Consider the following 20,209-nt stretch of genomic DNA (forward strand, 5'->3'; position numbering starts at 1 on the left):
TATCTTTAGCTGAAGACGTATGAGATTTGGCGTATAAGATGACTTGAAACCTATATGCTTTGAATGCAAAGCATATAGGTGTTGATATTGTCTTTGGTCCATTTAGAAGGGAAGTTGACTAAGCTTATTTAAAAAATGTGGAATCAATCTTGGCTCAAGCAAAATAGTGACGATAACACCATATGCAGCTCCCCAAAGATGGGCACTATGGTTGATATTTGAATTACCTTTTTTACCCGCCCAAACGCTATAGCCGACATACAGTACAGCAAAGACAATAGCAGGAACCGGGATAAAGAATACAAAAATGAGCTTCCAAGGTTCAAATAAAATATAGGCAAATAGAACCGCAGAAACTGCCCCAGATGCACCTAAACTTGCCCAATTCGGATTATTCTTATTTTTGATATAACTTGGCAAAATGGCCACAATTAAGCCACCTAAATAAAATAAGACGAAGCCTAAATTATAAAAGTAATCACGGTAAAAACTTTCAATGATGCTACCAAAGAAAAAAAGCGTAATCATATTGAATAGTAAATGTGTGCCATCGGCATGCACAAAACCATGCGTAATAAAACGATCATACTGACCACGTTTCATTGCAGGTGGCCAAAAAATTAAGCGATTCATCAATTTTTGAGTGTTAAAAGCAAGTAATGACACAATGACCGTAATTATGATGAGCGTAACAGTATGATTAAAAGGTAAATTGAACATATTAATGAGATTCATTTTTTGAATATTGCATGATCATAATGCCATTTTCATGATGTATAAATTGTAATTTAATAATAATTCCGACAATTTTAGTTGATTTTTTAATATTACCCCCGATCTTAAGTTAAAATAGCTGCTTCAGCTTGAGGAAATATTGTTATGTCGACTGAGAACACCAGCACTGCGGTTGCTGAAGAAATTCCAAATTTATTGATTACACCAACTGCACAAGAGTATTTATTTGATTTACTTGAGAAACAAAATACTCCAGGCATTGCAGTGCGTGTTTTTGTGGAAAATGCTGGTACGCCACGCGCTGAATGTTGTATGGCATATAGTGCGCCTGAAGAAGTTGTACCGACAGATTACAAGCAAGAATATCCACAATTTTCGGCTTATATTGACACGCCATCTATTCCGTATTTGTTGGATGCCGTGATTGATTACAATAAAGACCGTTTTGGTGGTCAATTAACATTCCGTGCGCCGAATTCAAAAGTGCCACGTGTAGGTCCAGATGCATCTATTGAAGAACGTATTACTTACATTTTACAATCTGAAATTAACCCAGGACTTGCAGGTCATGGTGGTAATTGTGCGCTGGTTGAAGTGGTTGAAGATGCAGAGCACGGTTTAACTGCTGTACTTAAATTCGGTGGTGGTTGCCAAGGCTGTTCTGCGATTGACGTAACCTTAAAACAGGGTGTTGAAACGACTTTGCAACAGCATGTTCCTGAACTTAAACGTGTTGTAGATCAAACAGATCATACCCAAGCAGAAGGTGCATATTTTAAATAATATACGGCCAATGTTTAGAAAAAGCTCCCAATCGGGAGCTTTTTTTTAGTTAAAAATAACAATCCATTTGTGTATAAAAAAAGAAAATAAAAAAATTTAATATTTTTTTAACAAGTAAGTATTTGATTTAAAAAATTAAAAAATAGATACAATATGGATGTTATTGAGAATTATTATTATTAACAATTGTATTTTGTTTATTTATTGTTAGTATAGCCATCGAAAAATTCAAAATCTCTCTTTAATTTTTTGGGTCCAAATGTATGAACAATAAGTGGGTTAAATCTTATTTATCTTTAGCAATTCTTAGCGCTGTAGGGGCGAACGTGTACGCAGCAGAAGTTGCAGCAGGGGATGAAATTGAAACAGCTAAGTTAAAAACTATTGTAGTTTCTGCAACTGGATATGAGCAGGATGTATCACAAGCACCAGCATCAATCACAGTCATTGACCGTAAAGAACTTGAAAAGCGTAATTATAATGATATCAATGATGTACTCAGAAATACCCCAGGGGTTGTGGTAACTGGAAATGGTTCATCTCAGAGTATCAGTATTCGTGGTATGGGATCGAGCTACACATTATTCTTAGTCAACGGGAAGCCACAAAACTCTAAGAATGTGAATCCGAACGGGGATGATAATGGTTTTGAAAAAAATATTTTGCCCCCTATGGCAAGTATTGAACGAATTGAAATCATCCGTGGACCTGCATCAACACTATATGGAACCGATGCAATGGGTGGTGTGGTCAATATTATTACAAAAAAAGTATCAGACGATTGGCATGGAACAGTTGAGCTAGGTACTGTTATTCAAGATAGTCATAAATCTGGCGATATAAAAGAGGGCTCAGTCTATTTATCAGGTCCATTGATTGAAAATAAACTTGGACTTCAATTGGGGTTGAACAAGCAAGAACGTGATGAAGATCATTATGTAAGTGGTTTTAGAGGTACAAAAAGAGAAAGCCTAAATTCACGCTTAACCTATGTTTTGAATGATGTGCATGATTTCGAATTAGACGCGAACTTCGTTAAGCAAGAAGGGGAATCGACTGTCGGAAAAACTGTGAGTGCAAGTGGTAATAACCCATCAAACTCCTATTCAAGAAACTATCGTGACGTTTATAGTTTAACGCATAATGGACATTATTCTGATGTTCTGGAAAGTTCGTCATATATCCAATATGAAAAATCTCGAAATCCAGATCGTAAGCATAATACCAATCCGACGTCTGGTATTGATCAAGAAACCTTAATTGCTAATTCACAATGGAATTTAAAACTTGGTTCGCATGATCTTGCATTGGGTGGTTATTTTAAAAGAGAAGAATTAAACGATAGAGCAACCAATAGTAATCCAATGGTTGGATTTAGCCCAATCGAACGTGATACTTATGCTTTATTCGCAGAAGATACTTGGCACCTAACCGATCGCTTTAATCTGACGGGTGGCTTACGTGTTGATTATGATGAAAATTATGGTGAACAATATAGCCCAAGACTGTATGGTGTATATAATCTTTCTGATGCTTTTACTGTTAAAGGCGGGGTATCAACTGGTTATAAACAACCTGACATTCGTGCAGTTGCACCAGGTTATTATGCAGCGACAGGTGGCGCTGCAGGTAATGCTGTGATCCGTGCAAATCCTGATTTAAAACCTGAAGAGTCAACATCTGGTGAATTAGGTTTTTATTGGAAAGGCGGTAAATCATCCGCATCACTCACTGGATTTTACACAGATTTTAAAAATAAAATTATTGAAGAGCGCTTCTGTCAGTCTGCCCAAGATGCTGATGGAAAGTGGATTAATGGGAAGGAATGTGAGCTTTTCCCTGGTGTAGCAGGTACTCCGTCTTATTACTTCATTAGCGATCGTTTTAATGTTGATGATGCTGCAATGTATGGTGCTGAGGCAACGTTTGAAGCAGAATTGGCGCCTGATGTAAATTTAGTTGCGAATTATACTTATACCAAAACAGAGCAAAAATCAGGTAAGTTTAAGGGGCAACCATTGAATGAAATGCCTGAGCATATGTTCAACATCACCGTGGATTACGATATTTTTGATGCGTTAAATATCTGGAGTCGTCTACATTATCGTAGTGAAACGTCTTCATTTCTTTCCCGTACAAGTATGTCTACGAAAACACCAGGTTATGAATTTATTGATGTAGGTTTTAATTACAAATTCAATCCAACATTAACGGGTAAGTTTGGTGTATACAATATTCTTGATGAAAAAGCATTAAGCTCATCTGGTGTTCAGGAGTTAGATGGTCGCCGTTATGGCATTAGTCTTGTTGCCAATTTCTAAATGAATAATTTAAAAAAGCCGCACTAGCGGCTTTTTTTTAGTTTTTGATTTTTTAAGTTTGCGTCAAAATACTTTGAGCTTTCTCAGAATAATAAAACTGCTCTAAGTAAAAACGTGCACGTTGTTTTAAATAATCTGACCCAATCATGGTTTTGATGATCGGTTCTAACAACGCTTGCAATTGATGCTGTACAAGGCTTTCATCAATATTGATGTCGTTTAAAATTGAATCAAAAGATTTATCTTGATTACGCACATACCAAGTGTAAACGCCATCATGCACTTGTTGTTTTAGATAGTCGGTTTGACGCAAATGTTCCCAAATTTCATGCCCCATACCAACAGTTCTAGGTAGATCAGAGACTTCAATATAATCACGAAGTTTTGAAAGGGGGACTTGCTTGATTTTATGCCATAAATTGGCTTGAAAATGATAGAGTTTTTCATCATCAAACTGCTGATTAATCACTTGTTCACTGAGTTGGCTAATCCGAATAATATTTTTTTGCAAATAATGTTTAACGGTGTCATCTAAGTTAGAGTCGGTGACACTTTCTAAAACTGATTTACCCATTTTCATAAAGCGTCCCACACCTGGAACTTTTTTATTCATCACAGAATTATCAATATAATCTTGAATTGAATGATGAATGAGCTGAGTTAGGGTATTTGAGAAAGCAGGATTATTGACGATACGATGAATCAGAGCTTTACGATGTGAACTTTTACTTGCGACATATTGTGCAATTTTATCAATGGTCAAAACAGGAATGACATCTTCAATCTTGGTGGTTTCATTGGCATCATGTGCCAGTGCCAAACGAATATGATCAGTTATTTGATCAATTAAAGAGGCACTGGCAGGCGTCGCCAAAATTTGCTTTTGGAGCAAATCATTAACTTGTTGAAATGACCATAAACTTTGCAATGGTTGTTTTCTAAACCAGTGATAGAAATTGAGAAATTCGCTTTGAATGTTCGCATCTTGCGAAAATGCGTCATTCAGAAACTCAAGATGGGCTTCAATCAACTGTTCAATCATTGGGTTTTTGGTCATAAATAATGTCTCAATATCCTTAATGTTTCGCTGCCACATTATTTTGATATTGGATTTTGCTTAAGAAATCCAAATAACTTTCTGTGACACGCTGAGGCGCTTCTAAGATGGGCATATGACCAACATTATTTAAAATAATTGGCTGCTGTGCATGGCGAATGGATGATTTAATCTCACTGGCCACCTCAAAATTCACAATCTGATCTTGCTTACCCCAGAGGATGAGGGTAGGCGCATCAATGCTTTTTAGCAAGTTTCTAAATGAAGCCACGGTGTATTGATGATTGAGCTTAAACACTTCATTAATCAATTTTGAGGTATCACCAGATTGTGCAATCAATTGTTGTTCCTGTTGTTTCAGGCGAACCTCAGGTACAAAAGGTTGATTAACCATCGCCTTTTTCATGACAAAGTTTAAATCACCAGGCTGACTAACCACCAATTGTTTTAGATAAATGGGGTTCTTGGTGTATTGCGTATGGTTATTTTGAAATAGACCACTGGCACCCATTAAAAATAAGCTCTTGGTATCTAAGGTATATTGTGATGCGTAAAACATTGCAATTGATCCACCCAATGAATGACCAGCAATGTTTAATTTATTTTGAATCCGTAAAGTTTCAACAAAGAAACGTAATTCTTCACTCAAGTTTGGAATTGAAAAATCAAAATTGAGCGGTGCCTTGGTATTCCCACTGCCAGGAAGGTCTGGAACAATCACGTGATATTGCTTGGTTAGTGAACGCGCCACTTCATTCCAAGAATCACGGTTGCTGTCTAAACCATGAATCAATAATAGCGTAGGTTTGTCTTTAGAACCCCCTTCGCTGTATGTCCAAGTAATATTACTGACATGAACAGTTTTAGTTGATAAACCGGCCCAATTTCGCTGTTCTTCTAATAATTTGGGATAGTCTAAATATTCGGTAGGAGTGGCTGCAGCGCTTAAGTTTGCCAAAAGTGTGGATGAGAGGGCTAAAGTTAAAGCGGATGCGGTCATGAATTTCATAATGTGGGAGATTTGAAAAGCAGACATTCATGCTATTCCTTGAAAATAGACCGACATTATATAAAAATCAGATGATTAATAGTGGTTAAAAAGTATGCAGCACCCCTAATCATTCAAAAAGTGATCAATTGAAAAGGTAAAAACGCATAAAAATGGATCAAAAAATGAATTTTTAATTCAAGAAAACAATATAAAAAACGTATAATTAGTGTTACTTTTTGAGTGATTTTGTACGTTGGTCGATTTTTTTATCAATTAACAAAAAATGTTACCGAGTATAAGTTTTGTCAGTGACATTCAAAATGCTCAGTATTAGAATTATTTAAACCCTTTAATCCATGGAAAGAGAATGCTGACTGCAGAAGAAGCTCTAGAAAGTTTAAAAAAAGGTAATCAACGTTTTGTTAAAGGCGAGACCAATCATCAGCGACTTTTAACGCATCATGAACGTGCTTTAATGGCAGATACACAGGAACCTTTCGCAATCATTTTAGGCTGTTCAGACTCTCGTGTACCCGCTGAGATGGTATTTGACCAAGGCCTTGGTGATCTTTTTGTGATTCGTGTTGCAGGCAATATTGTTGCGCCATCACAGGTGGGGAGTGTTGAATTTGCAGCTGAAAGTTTTGGTTGCCCAATTGTGATTGTATTGGGTCATACGCATTGTGGTGCGATTGAATCGACCATTGAAGCTTTGTGCAATCCAGATCAAGCACCTTCTGCAAATTTGATGTCAATTGTCAATCGTGTACGTCCATCTGTAGAAATCTTGATGCAAACCGAGTTGAAAGATGATTTGAAAAAACTGTCTTGTCACGCAGTTCGATCAAATGTATTTGCATCTGTTAATCAGTTACGTCATGGTTCAGCGGTACTTGAAAATTTAATCTCTCAGGGCAAATTAAAAGTGATTGGTGCTGAATACTCTCTAGAAACAGGCGAAGTCACTTTCTTCGATTTTTAATCAAATCAATTAAAAGCTGGTTTCAAAAAATTAAAGGCGCTTATAAAGCGCCTTTAATATAGGGGTAGGCATTGTTTAGTAAAATACTTTGTGCTTTTGCATTGGGATGAATCAAGTCTTTTTGCATTAACTGATTGTTCCCAGCAATGCCTTGCATAAAGAAAGGCAATAATTTGACTTTATATTGCTGGCTTAAAGTTTGATAATTTTTCTCAAAAGCTTGGCTATATGCGGTGCCATAATTCGGTGGAATTTTCATTCCTAATAATAGAACAGTCGCTTTGCTTTTTTGACTATGTTGAATCAACTGTCCAAGATTTTTCTGAATCATCGCTGGGGGTTGCCCACGTAAGGCATCATTCCCGCCCAATTCAATCACCACAATTTCAGGATGGTATGTTTGTAAAAGTTTTGGAAGACGCGCCAAAGCTCCGCTGGTGGTTTCACCGCTGACACTTGCATTGACCACTTTATGCTTTTTCGGATACTGTTGATTCAGTTTGTTTTGTAATAAATGTACCCAACCTTGTTGAGGTTGAATACCGTATCCTGCGCTAATGCTATCACCTAAAATGAGAATGGTTTTAGCAAAAGAATTGGCACTGATAAGCATCATTGTGCTACATATAAATATGTGAATAATATTTTTTAAATAAATGAATTTCAATAAATTTTTAATTTTCATAAAGGCTTTATATGGCTCAGTTTGACTCATCTACATCTATCATGCCACAAGTGATCATCTCTGCACAGCAGCTGACACAAAGTATACAAGTTCAACAAAAAACGCTGACGATCTTTGAAAATTTAAATCTAAATATTTATGCAGGAGAACATGTTGCAATCACAGGTCGCTCAGGTTCAGGAAAGTCGACATTACTTGGAATACTGGCAACGCTGGATCAAGCTTCTTCTGGGCAGTTATGGATTCATGGTGAAGCGGTACATGATTTGAATGAGGAGCAACGTGCAGCGATTCGGTTAAAGCATATTGGTTTTGTTTTTCAGTCTTTTCAGTTATTGCCGTCCCTCACTGCACTTGAAAATGTCATGTTGCCAGCACGATTACAGGCTGATTTTAACTATAAAAGTGCTGAAATTAAAGCCTTAGATTTATTACAAAAAGTCGGTTTATCAAAACAAAGTCAGCAAACACCAAAAGTATTATCGGGCGGTGAACAACAGCGTGTTGCTATTGCACGAGCTTTAATGAGCGAGCCGAAAATTATTTTCGCAGATGAACCGACAGGAAATTTGGATGGAGATACCGCCAAAGAAATTGAACAGCTTTTGTTTTCATTAAATCGTGAATTGGGCACAACATTGGTTTTGGTCACACATGATCCACAATTGGCAGCGCAATGTCAGCGTCATTTTGAACTGAAAAATGGTCAGTTATTTGAGACGGTTAAACAACAAATTGAAGCTGAGGCGAAATTATGATGGCATTGTTAAAGCCTTTATTTCGACAAAGTTTTGCATCTTCAGGTGTTTATCTGTTGATTATTGCTTTGAGTTTAGCGATTAGTGCAACGACAGCGTTGAAGTTTAGTAACTCACAAATTCAGCAAGCAGTGGCTTTACAAGCAGCAAAAATGCAAGCCGCTGATTTAGTCTTGAGCGATACCCAGCCTATTGCACCGACATGGAAAGACAAAGCCCAACTATTAAAACTCAGCACATCAGAAGTTACTGTTTTTAGCTCGATGGCGCATACCCAAGAGCAATTTGTGATGGTCAGTGTCAAAGCGATAGAAGACACATTTCCGCTTCGAGGTGAGTTGCACGTCAGTCCAAGCCAACCAAAGATTGCCGCAGGTGACGTTTGGCTGAGTCAAAGAGCGATGCAGTTATTGAACGTTAAAATTGGCGATACGGTGAGTATTGCTGATGGTGTATTTAAATTTACGGCTTTAATTGAACGTGATTCAAATCAGGAATTAGGTTTTGCAGGCTTTTCACCCACCGTGATTATTTCGCAATCAGATGTTGCAAAAACCAATGCTATACAGCCGGGCAGTCGTATTCAATATCGAGTATTAATGGCAGGTGACAATCAGCAGGTTCAAGAATTCACACGCTATTTTAAATCAACACAGCAAACTGCTCAGAAATCACAAAATCCTGATCAAATTAATGCTGATATGGATGAAAGTCAGCGACTAAAACTCATCACAGCCAATGATGGTAATACGCGTCTGGTTAAGCCGATAGAAAATTTAGACACCTTCTTGCAATTGGCCAATATTTTGACCATTTTGTTGTGTGGTATTGCAATCGCGCTCACCAGTCAACGCTACGTGCAACAAAATCAAGATCATATCGCGCTATTACGTTGTGTAGGTGCGAAAAGAAATCAGATCTTTACAGCCTATATGGTTTTACTTTTGGTGGTGATCGTTATTGCGGTGATTGCTGGTAGTGTATTTGGTGTCATGCTGGGCTTTGGGTTACTACAATTAATGATACAGCTCATACCGAATTTAGAGCTGAATTTCTCTATTTTAGATTTGTTATGGGGACCATTACCCATCGCAATATTAACCAGTGCGGTGGTGTTGTTTGGTTTTGTATTACCAAGTTTGAGCCAACTCTTAAATACACCACCTATTCGGGTGATTCGACAACAAGAGAAATCCTCTCGAACAATTGGTTTAACCTTTGCCACAGGTTTGCTGAGTATTATTATTTTTAGCCTTGTTTTAACAGAAAATATGGTCCTGAGTAGTCTAGTGATTGGTGCTGTGATTGTGCTGACATCACTGATTTTTTTGCTGGTTTGGATGATGTTAAAATCACTAAAAGGACTTAAAAATAAATTATCCACCTATATAAGATTGCCTGCACAAACAGCTTTGCAAATTACAGCTTTGGCACTTGGACTGAGTTTAATCACCGTGTTGGTGGTGCTCAGAACAGATTTACTTGATCGTTGGCAACAGCAAATTCCAGAAGGCACACCCAATCAATTTGTCTATGGTTTGCCTCCTTTTGAGGTGGATCAGTTTAGAGATCAATTGGCAAAGGCACATTGGAAAAGTACGCCTTTATATCCCAATATTCGAGGGCGTTTGATTGCTAAAAATGGAGCACCATTTTCAGCTGAATTAATGAAGCAAAGTAACTCCTTACAAAGAGAGTTGAATCTTACTCAGTCTAATCAATACCCTGAAGATAATGTTATTCAAGCAGGGAAAAAGGTATTGCAAAAACCTGGCGAAGTTTCGGTAGAAGCAAAGACTGCTGAAGAATTAAATATTCACATTGGCGATACCTTAACCTTTAGTTTGCCTGAAGGAAATTTAGAAGCCAAAGTTATCAATTTACGTACGGTCGAATGGCAAAGTTTTAGTCCAAACTTTTTCTTTATTTTTGCACCGAAAAGTATGGATGAAAATGCAGGCAGTTATTTAGGTAGTTTTTATGTGCCTCCTGAAGATAAGCCTCAATTGGTTAAACTCATTCAACAATTTAGCAATACAGTGTTTATTGATGTGTCATTGATCCTTGATGAGATAAAAAAATTGGTCAATGTCTTGGTTCAGATTGTTACGGTATTGGCTGTGTTGGTCAGTCTTTCAGGGTTCTTGGTGTTAATTGCATGTATTAACTTACTTATGGATGAGCGTAAAAGGGAAGTGGCGCTGATGCGCTCATTTGGCAGCTCTAAAAAACAGCTGAAAACCATGATGACTTTAGAAATAGGATTGATTGGATTGATCGCGGGCATTGTGTCTTGCTTATTTGCAGAAGTGATGAGTGCCATTGTGAGTCAGCGCATGAATTTAGACATACAAATGCACATTGAAATTTGGCTGATTTTGCCATTATTGATGATGTTGCTGTGTGGACTAATTGGACGTTACCGACTGAGTTATTTAAGTGAAATTCCACCATTGCAAAGTCTTAGGGAGATAAATCAATCTTAATTGATTCAATTTATTAGAAAAAAGCCAAGTCTCATCAATCCAGTGAATGATGCTGTGTTGGATTGATGAGGTATGGTGACTCTATTTGAACTGTTATTCTATTTCAATCTATTTCAATCTGTTTCAATTGTGGTCGTATGCTTGGCAGTAGGAGCTTATTTTAAAATGCTTATGTGATTCGTTTGACCAACTCAATCCAGAATGGATGAAGGTCTACCACAAGATGTAAGCAATATTGGTAAAACAATTCACATAAAACAATGCCAATGATCAGTCCAATGATTTTCCACAAAATTGGCTTTTGCCACTTTTCGCCCAAATACCAAATCAGACTTAAACAAGCGCCCATGAGCATGCCACCAATGTGCGCTGCATTGTTGATGCCACTGATCATAAAGCCCATAGCAATGTTGAGTCCCATGACCATGAGTAGATTGGTTTTATCCAGATAATAGCTTTGATGCGCCAAGCGAGGGAGCAACGCTAAAACGGTTAATGCCCCGCCTAAACCCATGACAGCACCAGAAGCACCAGCACCCACGCTTGGGAAAAGCGCTTGTTGAGCTTCGCCTAGACGTAGCATTTCATAAGAATCTTGTATGCTGATATAACCACTCAACAGACTTCCAGCTAAGCCTGAAAGGATATAAACCCCAATAAAATAAGCATGTCCGAACAGTTGCTCGGTAATTCTGCCAAAGATATACAGTGCCCACATGTTTAACATTAAATGAATTAAACCAAAATGAAAAAACATACTGGTCAATAAGCGAATCGGTTCTGCTAAAAATGTTAATGGTGCATAATCAGCGCCCCAATGAATTGCATCTAGGGTACTGGGTTGAGTAATATTCATCCCTTGAAGAACTTGCCAGCTGAATAAAGCCACATTGATTGCAATCAAAACAGCCGTAATCCACCATCGATTGATATTCAATGGTTGTGATGCGGGTAAGTTGAGCTGATGAGGCTTATTATTGTGGTCATAGGGTTGATTCATTTACACTTCAGCTCTTTCGACTTAGAAAATTATTGGGTCATTGAGACAATAACTTGTGATTTACTGACTAACTTAGCATGAAAATATTTTCTGGAGTATAGAACTGATATGAAAGCGTTTATTGTTCGAACACTGTTAATTCTTGTCAGTTTAGTGCTACTGGTTCAAATTTGGATTTTTGGAAGTTTAGTGTGGTGGAGAACACATCCAGTTGAAACGACCATGATGATGCGTATTGATTATTGGTCAGATCCGTCAAAACCGATCAAACATGAATGGCGTGACTACGACGACATCAGTAATTATTTTAAACATGCGATTGTGGCGGCTGAAGATGGAAAATTTCTACAACATAAGGGTTTTGATTGGGAAGGGATGCAGTTTGCCTTAGAGCGTAATAAAGACAAAGGCAAAGTGGTTGCTGGTGGATCAACCATTTCTCAGCAATTGGCTAAAAATTTATTTTTATTTAATAAACGTTCATTTGTGCGTAAAGGTCAAGAAGCTGTTGCAACCTTTATGATGGAGCGAATTTGGTCGAAACAACGTATTTTAGAAGTGTATTTAAACTCTGTGGAGTTTGGTGAAAATATTTATGGTGTAGAAGCTGCAAGCCAGCATTATTTTGGCATCAGTTCTAAAAGTATGTCACGAGAACAAGCCGCATTTTTAGCTGCGATTTTACCCAATCCTAAATATTATCAAGATCATCGTAATGACCATAAGCTACAATTTCGCAAACGCCTGATCTTAAGATATATGCGTTATAGTCATATTCCGAAATAAAAAGTAGCTTAGCTCATAAATTGAAAGAAAAAGCCCAAATAAATGGGCTTTTTTTATGAAATTGTCATAATTTTGAAGCATACTAAATACAGATCATTTGCATGCAGGTTAGTGGTATGAATACCGCAGTTTCGAATATCCCCACTGAATATACTTATAATGAACGATACATTAATCGCGAATTATCGATTCTCGATTTTCATTTGCGTGTTTTAGAACAAGCGGTTGATCCTTTACATCCGCTTTTGGAGCGCATGAATTTTTTATTGATCTTCTCGCGTAATATGGATGAGTTTTTTGAGATTCGTGTTGCTGGAGTTATGGAGCAACTTGAACTTGGCAATGAAAGTCGAAGCCCAGATGGCCTTACGCCAAAGCAAGTACTAGAAAAAATTTCACAAACCACACACGCTGCGATAGAACGTCAGTATCGTATTTTAAATGATGAAATATTTCCGAAATTGCGTGAAGAAGACATTTGTTTCTTACGACGTGGTGAGCTCACACCTGCTCAATCCCAATGGGTGAAAAAATATTTCCAAGAACAAGTAGCACCTGTTTTAACACCAATCAGCCTCGATCCTGCACATCCTTTCCCCCGTTTGGTCAATAAAAGTCTGAACTTTATTGTCACTTTGGAAGGCAAAGATGCCTTTGGTCGTCAGATCGATTTGGCTGTTGTTCCTGCACCACGTTCATTGCCACGAGTGGTACGTTTACCTGATGAGTTGACCGATGGTAAAGAGCACCATGTGATGCTCTCAGCAATCATTCATGAGCATGTGTCGGATTTATTCCCGGGCATGACCGCAACAGGGTGTTATCAGTTCCGTGTTACACGTAATGCTGATTTAGCCTTAAATGAAGATGTTGAAGACTTAGCCAAAGCACTTAAAGGTGAGTTGAATTCACGTCGTTTTGGTCGTGCTGTGCGTTTAGAAGTGACGCAAAATTGCCCGAAACATATTTATGATTATTTGCTTAACGAGTTTGATTTACACGAAGCACAACTTTATAAAGTCGATGGTCCTGTAAATTTAGCACGGTTACTCACCAATTTTAAACGTCCGCACTTGCGTTATGATTCACATACACCAGTCATTCCTAAAGTTTTAAAAAAATCTGAAAACATTTTTTCTGCGATGAAAAAGCAAGATATTTTGCTACATCATCCGTTTGAATCTTTTGCCCCAGTCATCAATTTATTACGTGAAGCTGCACGTGATCCGCAAGTACTTGCGATTAAGCAGACTTTATACCGTAGTGGTCCTGACTCAGAAATTGTCCAAGTTTTGGCTGAGGCTGCGCGTAACGGCAAAGAGGTGACTGCTGTCATTGAGCTGCGTGCACGTTTTGATGAAGAATCGAATATTGCAGTGGCAAATGTATTGCAAGAAGCAGGAGCGGTTGTTGTATACGGTATCGTGGGTTATAAAACCCATGCCAAAATGATTTTGGTGGTACGCCGTGAAAACAACAAGCTGGTGCGTTATGTGCATTTAGGCACCGGGAACTACCATGCCACCAATGCCCGTATATATACCGACTACGGTTTAATGACCACGCAAAAAGAGCTGTGTGAAGATGTACATCGTATTTTCCAAGAATTGACAGGCATGGGAAAAATGGCGAAGTTGAAAAAACTTCTGCATGCGCCTTTCACCTTGCACGCACAGTTGCTGAGTTTTATCGATGATGAAATCAATCACGCTAAAGCAGGGAAAAAAGCGCAAATTATTGTCAAGGTCAATGCATTAACCGAAGTTCAGCTCATTAATAAACTCTATGAAGCATCACAAGCTGGTGTACAGATTGATTTGATTATTCGTTCAATTTGCTGTTTACGACCAGGTTTACCAGGACTGTCTGAAAATATTCGAGTGCGCTCAATTGTCGGACGTTTCTTAGAACATACACGCGTGTATTACTTCAGTAATGATGGAAACTCTCGATTATATTGTTCTAGTGCAGATTGGATGGATCGTAATTTATTTAATCGTGTCGAAGTGTGTTTCCCAATTGAAGAGCCAAGCTTCAAAAAACATATTTATCAGCACGGTTTGCTGAATTATATGAAAGATAACCAGCAAGCATGGTTGCTCAATGGCGATGGTACTTGGGTACGTGCAGAATTGAAAGAAGGCGAAGAGCCTCATAATGCACAACAAACACTATTGGAAATTTTCAAATAATGTATTTGAACATGACACTAGAGCAGTAAAACAAAAAGGAGCAACAAGGCTCCTTTTTTTAATGCTTAATATTAAAGCTTAAGTCAAATTTGAAGTGATTTTTTGCAAAACTCGCAGTAATACATCAAATTCACTTTGAAGCGGTGTACTTTTGCGAGTGATCAACGACAATACACGTGTCGGCGCATGTTCAATTGGTTTTACCACAATATGTTCATTGTTTTTCAACATACTGGTGTTGACTGCAATTTGAGGTAGTAGGGTAAAGCCAAGATTAGAACTCACCATTTCCACAAGTGTCGGCAGTGAACTTGCATTTAAGCGGTGTGAATTTTTACGTTCACCAATTGGACAAACACTTAAAGTATGATCACGTAAACAATGACCTTCTTCAAGAAGCATTAAATGCGATAAATCAAGGTCATCTAAGTTTTTAGCATGAATTGATTTCTGATCCGCACGGTTACACACAAGGAATAAACTTTCTTTTGCAATTTCAGAAACTTTTAAACCACGGGTATCAAATGGTAAAGCCAACATGATCATGTCTAAGTTGCCATGCTCAAGTTTTTCAACCAAATGTTCACTTTGCGCTTCGTGTAAATGAAGTTGAATCTTAGGTAACTCTTTATGCACTTCTTCCAATAACTGCGACAAAATAAATGGAGCAATCGTTGGAATAATACCTAAGTGTAAGTCACCAGTCAGTGGTTCACTCATTTCACGACTCAGACGCATGAGATCTTGCGCATCTGCAAGTAGGACACGAGCTCGTGCTACCACTTGTTCGCCTAGCGGGGTTAAACGTACATTTTGACGATCACGCTCAACGAGTACGCCACCCAATAAACGTTCAAGCTCCATAATCCCGCCTGAAAGCGTAGATTGCGTGACAAATGAACGACGTGCTGCTTCTGTAAAATGCAACGTTTCAGACAGAGTCACTAGATATGACAGCTGTCTTAGGGATGGTAATGCAGCCATAGTGTCCTAATGTTTATCATTTAAAATGTTTTGCAAATAATCCACTGAGTTGTGGAATGAAGTGTGCAGGAATATCATGCCCCATTCCTTCAATTAATTCAAATTTTGCCCCAGAAATCGCATTTGAAACTGCCTTTCCGTGACTTGACGGCAATAAACGATCTTTCGAACCATGCACCACAAGGGTTGGTTTTTGAATCTGTTTATCAATTTGAACCAGTGAACCCGTACATAATATTGCTAAAAACTGTTGAAGTACACCAGCAGGATAATAACTGCGCTGATATAACTTGCGAGCAGTTTGCAACGCATCGACTTGATTAATGTAACCAGGTGAGCCTATTACATTAAATACTTTCAAGCTATGGTTAATAATACCATCTTCATCACGTGATGCGGGCTTTCCAATTAAACTAAATAACTGTTTTGGAAAAGGTGGTGGTAAAAAAGGCTGATTATTACTGGTAAACAATAACGCCACTTTATCCACTTTTTCAGGATGTTTAGCCGCAAAAATTTGTGCAATCATCCCGCCCATAGAGGCACCAATGATATTGGCATTTGCGATACCCAAGCGATCCATCAATAAAGCCACGTCATCTGCCATATCGTATAGATTATATGGAGAACCTTGGTTGCTTAAACCAAAGGCAAAACGACCCATCAGTTTAAAGGTATTTAGACGCGGTCCTTTATGACGAATTTTAGAAGATAAGCCAATATCTCGATTGTCAAAACGAATAACACGGAAACCCTGATCGATCAGTGATTTACAGAAAAAATCAGGCCAAAACAACATTTGAGCGCCTAAGCCCATAATCAAGATGATCGCAGGATCATCGGTTTTTCCACCGATTTCAACGTGTAGTTGAATCCCATTGCCCAAATCGACAGTGGTTTCTTGCATAAACGGTGTGTAGGGAGAAATGCTGTATTGGAGTGAATTATTCATTTTTATAGCTCCTGAGGGTGAGTCTATTTGAATCCCAATTGACTCACCTTTTTTCATCTTTATCAAATATTAAACCCTAGCAGGGATCAAATCTGGCACCAGTTTTGTCAACGTTAAGCGCTGTTTTCCTGCAGTCGCTCCCAACAGAACAAAACCACGCAAGGTGTTTTCACTGTCTGTTGCTTTAGCAATCATGCCATCATCAAATTCTTCTGTTTCCCATGTGACATCTACGCCAAGTGGAGCAGGGAGTACAGTCAATGGTGCAGCAGGTGTTTTAACAGCAACAGGCATTGCTGGGTAATGTACAGGTGTGGTCTGACCCGCAAGTGTTTTAGCCAATGCACGTGCTTGCTGCATCAATGGCATCACGTAAGGCAGGAGCGTACCATTCACTTCAGCGCAGTCACCAATGGCATAAATGTCTTCTTTGCTGGTTTCAAGCAGGGTATTGGTAATCACACCACGGCTGGTATTGATATCAGCAGCTTTTGCTAAAGAAATATTGGGTTGTAATCCAATGGCTGACAATACCACGTCAGCAACTAAATTTTGACCATTGGCTAAAGTGACCACATAACCTTTTTCAGGATGTTTAGAAACTTTTTCAACCGTTGTGCTCAGAACAAATTGAATGCCAGTTTCTTCGAGATTTTGCTGGAATGCTCCGGCAACATGAGCAGGAAGCAAACGACCCAAAGGTTGTGGTGCTAAATCAATCACAGTGGCTTTGTGACCTGTATTTTGTAAGTCATTGGCAAACTCACAACCAATTAGGCCAGCACCTAAAATCACGACACGTTTATCAGAACACTGATCTAAATTTTCACGGAATTTACGGTAATCTACCAGTGAATTCACCACTAAAATATCATCACTGCCATCACCGGCAATGGCCAAACGAATCGGATTTGCACCCACGGCCAAAATCAATTTTGAGTAAGCTTGAGTTGTGGTTTGTCCTTCATGCTCAAGGGTCAACTCATGCGCTTGATGATCAATTGATTTTACCCAAGTATGTGTGAGAATTTGCATATTGAGTTGAGTGGCCATTTTAGTGGCATCACCCAATGCAATTTGATCTGGAACTTTATTGCCCACTAACGCATTTGAAAGTGTTGGTTTCGCATAGTTTGCAGCGTCATCCGCACTAATCATGACTAGGGGCTGTTCTGGGTTTAATTTGCGAAATTCTCTCGCCAATGTATAACCTGCCATTCCCGAACCAATAATGACGATAGGTTGCATATAACACTCCAAATAAATTTACAAATTCATCTAATCTAAGGGCTAAAGGGCTTGAAATCCTGATTTTCTATTTCATTACTCAATTGAATTGGGATTAAAACCCAAGACATTGAACAAAGAAATTTAAGAATTAAATCAATCGATTTTTATTAAACTTTTACCGTGTATCACTTTAGCATGTAAAAAACGAAAGATATTGAATGGCATTGTTTGTCATGAAAGCATGGTCTAAAAATCAAACCAATACATGATTTAAAACAAAAATGCATAAAAAAGACCATGAAAACATGGTCTTTAATATCAATTTAGATTTCCACCATTTCAAAATCAGCTTTTGAAACGCCGCAATCAGGGCAGGTCCAGTCATCTGGGATATCTTCCCATTTTGTACCAGGGGTAATACCGTCTTGAGGCCAACCTTGTGCCTCATCATAAATCCAACCGCATACGATGCATTGATATTTTTTCATCTAATTCTCCAAAACTAACCGTGAAAAGTACTGGCTAGTAAATAAACACCGCTTGTACCTGACTCAATTGATATGACTTTAAACGTCGTACATATAAATGCAAATTTTTACGCAGTTCTATAACGAAAGTAAAGTAAATAACGGAGTTTAAACTACTAAACTTCAAGCAGAATGGCAGAGAAGGACAAAACACGTGCGCTTTAGGCGAATTGTCGACCTAAAAAGATATGACTTTTTAGCCATATTACGCATCGAATAGTGAGTTAAGAGCTTAAATCGTATTCATTTTTAAGAAGATGATGCACAGGCGTGATCCTTGAATTTAAGTGACTCATGCGTATAAAGAAAGAAATAAGGCAGACAAAAATGATGCAGAAATAATTCAAAATTATATTTAATGAACAGCATAACTTCCATTTATTTTAAAAATGCATTGATATAAAACAATACGTTATGAAATTTCACTGCAACTTAAAAAGACAATCATCTATATTTTTTGCTTAAAAATCGTTAAAATGATGCTATTCCTTTTCTTATTTCATTTCTCCCATGAAAAACTCGTCTACAGCTTTGTGGTCTCACATTCGTACGGTCCAAGATTTCCCAAAACCTGGTATTTGTTTCTTCGACTTGACACCATTATTTATGAGTAACATTGGTCCTTTAACCGATGCACTTATTGAAAGTATTCCAACTGAAAAGTTGGCTGAAGTGGAAAGTTTTGTCGCTGTTGAAGCACGAGGTTTTGTTTTAGCAAGTCTTTTGGCACAGCGTACTGGCAAAGGACTGTTATTGGTTCGTAAGGCAGGGAAATTACCGCCACCAGTGGTTGGAGTAGGTTATAGCTTAGAATATGGCATGGACCGTTTGGAAATGTCTGCAAATATTCAACCGCAAAAAGTGATTATTGTGGACGATGTACTGGCTACAGGGGGTACATTAAAAGCAGTCAATCAATTGATGAGTAAATGCCAACATACAGTTTTAGGCGCAAGTATTTTCCTTGATCTTCCAGATTTACATGCTGACTTGGGTATGGATATTTGGTCTGTTTTAGATGATAAATCAATGCCTCAAGTTGAAGTTGCTGAAGTTGAATCTGTCTAATTAAATGGTTCAATCATTCAATATTTAAAAGCCTTATTTCGATAAGGCTTTTTTAATGCTCAATAAAATACTGTTCAATTTGCTGAATCCATTTATTCATATTTTCAGGTTGGGCTAAGCGATGATGCCCACCATCGACAGCTTCGACTTGCATAAATGACTCTAAACGATCTGCAGTGATGTGCATATCTAAAATCTCATCGCCCAACTCGATATAAGCAAACTGCGGAATATCGTGATTTAACTCATCATCCATAATTTCTGGATAATCTTCACGAAAATTGGGTGCGAGGCTTGGATTTGCAACAACAGCGGGTAACTGAAACTGTTTCGACATTTTTAATGCCCAATAGCCACCTAAACTGTGTCCGACCAGAATTTCAGGTTTCATTTTTTCGATGATGTCCTGATAAAATGTTTCGACCGTTTCATAATTTAAATTACGGTAATCCACATCGATACAAAACTTATTTTTTGAATCAATGGCATGAAATTTTGTTGATTCACGTGATGAATCAAGTCCATGTATAAATAAGATTTTTGTGTTATTTGTCATCATTGTAATATCTTTCGTCACGTCTATTCATGTCAAATTGTGGCAATTATTTATCAAGTACTTTTAGTTTACTTTTCCATTTTTATTGTATGTTTTTTAGCGCATCTGTGAACTTA

The 20,209-nt window shown here is 38.0% G+C and carries 18 protein-coding genes; 8 read left to right on the forward strand and 10 right to left on the reverse strand.

What is annotated here, in order from left to right; genetic code table 11:
- Nucleotides 1–102: 102 nt before the first annotated feature.
- Nucleotides 103–720 (reverse strand): rhomboid family intramembrane serine protease, encoded by a 618-nt coding sequence (locus tag G8E00_RS04465; RefSeq protein WP_166222204.1) that lies wholly within the window; start codon nucleotides 718–720, stop codon nucleotides 103–105.
- Nucleotides 721–879: 159 nt separating this feature from the next.
- On the opposite strand from G8E00_RS04465, the gene nfuA reads away from it, so the two are divergent.
- The gene (nfuA, locus tag G8E00_RS04470) at nucleotides 880–1,518 is read left to right on the forward strand and encodes a Fe-S biogenesis protein NfuA (RefSeq protein ID WP_166222206.1); all 639 of its coding nucleotides are present in this window, start codon (nucleotides 880–882) and stop codon (nucleotides 1,516–1,518) included.
- 263 nt (nucleotides 1,519–1,781) lie between these two features.
- Nucleotides 1,782–3,839 carry a TonB-dependent receptor domain-containing protein gene (locus G8E00_RS04475; RefSeq protein WP_166222208.1) on the forward strand — a complete coding sequence of 686 codons (2,058 nt, stop codon included), beginning with the start codon at nucleotides 1,782–1,784 and terminating at the stop codon, nucleotides 3,837–3,839.
- A 52-nt stretch (nucleotides 3,840–3,891) separates the two neighbouring features.
- Here G8E00_RS04475 and G8E00_RS04480 read toward each other — a convergent pair whose 3' ends face one another.
- Together G8E00_RS04480 and G8E00_RS04485 are read right to left on the reverse strand one after the other, a co-directional pair.
- Nucleotides 3,892–4,896, reverse strand: a complete 1,005-nt coding sequence (locus G8E00_RS04480; RefSeq protein ID WP_166222210.1) for a hypothetical protein — start codon at nucleotides 4,894–4,896, stop codon at nucleotides 3,892–3,894.
- Between the two features lie 19 nt (nucleotides 4,897–4,915).
- Nucleotides 4,916–5,932: an alpha/beta fold hydrolase gene (locus G8E00_RS04485; protein WP_196782002.1), complete on the reverse strand. Its 1,017-nt coding sequence runs from the start codon at nucleotides 5,930–5,932 to the stop codon at nucleotides 4,916–4,918.
- 322 nt (nucleotides 5,933–6,254) lie between these two features.
- Between G8E00_RS04485 and G8E00_RS04490 the strand changes: the two genes are divergently transcribed.
- A complete protein-coding gene (locus G8E00_RS04490) occupies nucleotides 6,255–6,869 on the forward strand; it encodes a carbonic anhydrase (RefSeq protein ID WP_166012272.1) in 615 nt (204 codons plus the stop codon).
- 40 nt (nucleotides 6,870–6,909) lie between these two features.
- Here G8E00_RS04490 and G8E00_RS04495 read toward each other — a convergent pair whose 3' ends face one another.
- Entirely contained in the window at nucleotides 6,910–7,485 is a 576-nt protein-coding gene (locus G8E00_RS04495) for an arylesterase (protein WP_406741450.1), read from the reverse strand.
- A gap of 80 nt (nucleotides 7,486–7,565) precedes the next feature.
- Here G8E00_RS04495 and G8E00_RS04500 point away from each other — a divergent pair, with 80 nt between their 5' ends.
- Entirely contained in the window at nucleotides 7,566–8,312 is a 747-nt protein-coding gene (locus G8E00_RS04500; protein WP_166222212.1) for an ABC transporter ATP-binding protein, read from the forward strand.
- Nucleotides 8,309–10,798: an ABC transporter permease gene (locus G8E00_RS04505; protein ID WP_166222214.1), complete on the forward strand. Its 2,490-nt coding sequence runs from the start codon at nucleotides 8,309–8,311 to the stop codon at nucleotides 10,796–10,798. The genes G8E00_RS04500 and G8E00_RS04505 overlap by 4 nt, the downstream gene beginning before the upstream one ends.
- Nucleotides 10,799–10,967: 169 nt before the next feature.
- On the opposite strand, the gene G8E00_RS04510 is transcribed toward G8E00_RS04505, so the two are convergent.
- Nucleotides 10,968–11,798: a rhomboid family intramembrane serine protease gene (locus G8E00_RS04510; RefSeq protein WP_166222217.1), complete on the reverse strand. Its 831-nt coding sequence runs from the start codon at nucleotides 11,796–11,798 to the stop codon at nucleotides 10,968–10,970.
- Between the two features lie 108 nt (nucleotides 11,799–11,906).
- Between G8E00_RS04510 and mtgA the strand changes: the two genes are divergently transcribed.
- Nucleotides 11,907–12,584, forward strand: a complete 678-nt coding sequence (gene mtgA / locus G8E00_RS04515) for a monofunctional biosynthetic peptidoglycan transglycosylase (protein ID WP_166012276.1) — start codon at nucleotides 11,907–11,909, stop codon at nucleotides 12,582–12,584.
- Nucleotides 12,585–12,700: 116 nt separating this feature from the next.
- The gene (gene ppk1 / locus G8E00_RS04520; RefSeq protein WP_166012277.1) at nucleotides 12,701–14,776 is read left to right on the forward strand and encodes a polyphosphate kinase 1; all 2,076 of its coding nucleotides are present in this window, start codon (nucleotides 12,701–12,703) and stop codon (nucleotides 14,774–14,776) included.
- Between the two features lie 78 nt (nucleotides 14,777–14,854).
- On the opposite strand, the gene oxyR is transcribed toward ppk1, so the two are convergent.
- The 4 genes from oxyR to rubA all read right to left on the reverse strand — a co-directional run bounded on the left by oxyR (nucleotide 14,855) and on the right by rubA (nucleotide 18,430).
- Nucleotides 14,855–15,760: a LysR family transcriptional regulator OxyR gene (gene oxyR / locus G8E00_RS04525; protein ID WP_166012278.1), complete on the reverse strand. Its 906-nt coding sequence runs from the start codon at nucleotides 15,758–15,760 to the stop codon at nucleotides 14,855–14,857.
- Between the two features lie 16 nt (nucleotides 15,761–15,776).
- Complete coding sequence (locus tag G8E00_RS04530; RefSeq protein ID WP_166012279.1) at nucleotides 15,777–16,712, reverse strand: alpha/beta fold hydrolase; 936 nt, start codon at nucleotides 16,710–16,712, stop codon at nucleotides 15,777–15,779.
- A gap of 69 nt (nucleotides 16,713–16,781) precedes the next feature.
- Nucleotides 16,782–17,960 (reverse strand): NAD(P)/FAD-dependent oxidoreductase, encoded by a 1,179-nt coding sequence (locus G8E00_RS04535; protein ID WP_166012280.1) that lies wholly within the window; start codon nucleotides 17,958–17,960, stop codon nucleotides 16,782–16,784.
- A gap of 305 nt (nucleotides 17,961–18,265) precedes the next feature.
- Nucleotides 18,266–18,430, reverse strand: coding sequence for a rubredoxin RubA (gene rubA, locus G8E00_RS04540; RefSeq protein WP_166012281.1), 165 nt, complete (start codon nucleotides 18,428–18,430; stop codon nucleotides 18,266–18,268).
- Between the two features lie 549 nt (nucleotides 18,431–18,979).
- Here rubA and G8E00_RS04545 point away from each other — a divergent pair.
- On the forward strand, nucleotides 18,980–19,537 hold the full coding sequence (locus tag G8E00_RS04545; RefSeq protein ID WP_166222219.1) for an adenine phosphoribosyltransferase: 558 nt from the start codon (nucleotides 18,980–18,982) through the stop codon (nucleotides 19,535–19,537).
- Nucleotides 19,538–19,589: 52 nt separating this feature from the next.
- Here the strand turns inward: G8E00_RS04545 and G8E00_RS04550 are convergent, their stop codons facing one another.
- Complete coding sequence (locus G8E00_RS04550; protein WP_166222221.1) at nucleotides 19,590–20,096, reverse strand: YqiA/YcfP family alpha/beta fold hydrolase; 507 nt, start codon at nucleotides 20,094–20,096, stop codon at nucleotides 19,590–19,592.
- Nucleotides 20,097–20,209: the final 113 nt, after the last annotated feature.

Source organism: Acinetobacter shaoyimingii (assembly GCF_011578045.1).
In the GTDB taxonomy this organism is placed as follows: domain Bacteria; phylum Pseudomonadota; class Gammaproteobacteria; order Pseudomonadales; family Moraxellaceae; genus Acinetobacter; species Acinetobacter shaoyimingii.

What these genes read in the sequence shown, in the direction of transcription:
- G8E00_RS04545 (WP_166222219.1), top strand. Translation starts at nt 18,980, where the DNA reads ATGAAAAACTCGTCTACAGCTTTGTGGTCTCACATTCGTACGGTCCAA.
- G8E00_RS04495 (WP_406741450.1), bottom strand. Translation starts at nt 7,485, where the DNA reads ATGATGCTTATCAGTGCCAATTCTTTTGCTAAAACCATTCTCATTTTA.
- rubA (WP_166012281.1), bottom strand. Translation starts at nt 18,430, where the DNA reads ATGAAAAAATATCAATGCATCGTATGCGGTTGGATTTATGATGAGGCA.
- G8E00_RS04475 (WP_166222208.1), top strand. Translation starts at nt 1,782, where the DNA reads ATGAACAATAAGTGGGTTAAATCTTATTTATCTTTAGCAATTCTTAGC.
- nfuA (WP_166222206.1), top strand. Translation starts at nt 880, where the DNA reads ATGTCGACTGAGAACACCAGCACTGCGGTTGCTGAAGAAATTCCAAAT.
- mtgA (WP_166012276.1), top strand. Translation starts at nt 11,907, where the DNA reads ATGAAAGCGTTTATTGTTCGAACACTGTTAATTCTTGTCAGTTTAGTG.
- ppk1 (WP_166012277.1), top strand. Translation starts at nt 12,701, where the DNA reads ATGAATACCGCAGTTTCGAATATCCCCACTGAATATACTTATAATGAA.
- G8E00_RS04465 (WP_166222204.1), bottom strand. Translation starts at nt 720, where the DNA reads ATGTTCAATTTACCTTTTAATCATACTGTTACGCTCATCATAATTACG.
- G8E00_RS04550 (WP_166222221.1), bottom strand. Translation starts at nt 20,096, where the DNA reads ATGATGACAAATAACACAAAAATCTTATTTATACATGGACTTGATTCA.
- G8E00_RS04535 (WP_166012280.1), bottom strand. Translation starts at nt 17,960, where the DNA reads ATGCAACCTATCGTCATTATTGGTTCGGGAATGGCAGGTTATACATTG.
- G8E00_RS04485 (WP_196782002.1), bottom strand. Translation starts at nt 5,932, where the DNA reads ATGTCTGCTTTTCAAATCTCCCACATTATGAAATTCATGACCGCATCC.
- G8E00_RS04500 (WP_166222212.1), top strand. Translation starts at nt 7,566, where the DNA reads ATGGCTCAGTTTGACTCATCTACATCTATCATGCCACAAGTGATCATC.
- G8E00_RS04510 (WP_166222217.1), bottom strand. Translation starts at nt 11,798, where the DNA reads ATGAATCAACCCTATGACCACAATAATAAGCCTCATCAGCTCAACTTA.
- G8E00_RS04530 (WP_166012279.1), bottom strand. Translation starts at nt 16,712, where the DNA reads ATGAATAATTCACTCCAATACAGCATTTCTCCCTACACACCGTTTATG.
- G8E00_RS04490 (WP_166012272.1), top strand. Translation starts at nt 6,255, where the DNA reads ATGCTGACTGCAGAAGAAGCTCTAGAAAGTTTAAAAAAAGGTAATCAA.
- G8E00_RS04480 (WP_166222210.1), bottom strand. Translation starts at nt 4,896, where the DNA reads ATGACCAAAAACCCAATGATTGAACAGTTGATTGAAGCCCATCTTGAG.
- G8E00_RS04505 (WP_166222214.1), top strand. Translation starts at nt 8,309, where the DNA reads ATGATGGCATTGTTAAAGCCTTTATTTCGACAAAGTTTTGCATCTTCA.
- oxyR (WP_166012278.1), bottom strand. Translation starts at nt 15,760, where the DNA reads ATGGCTGCATTACCATCCCTAAGACAGCTGTCATATCTAGTGACTCTG.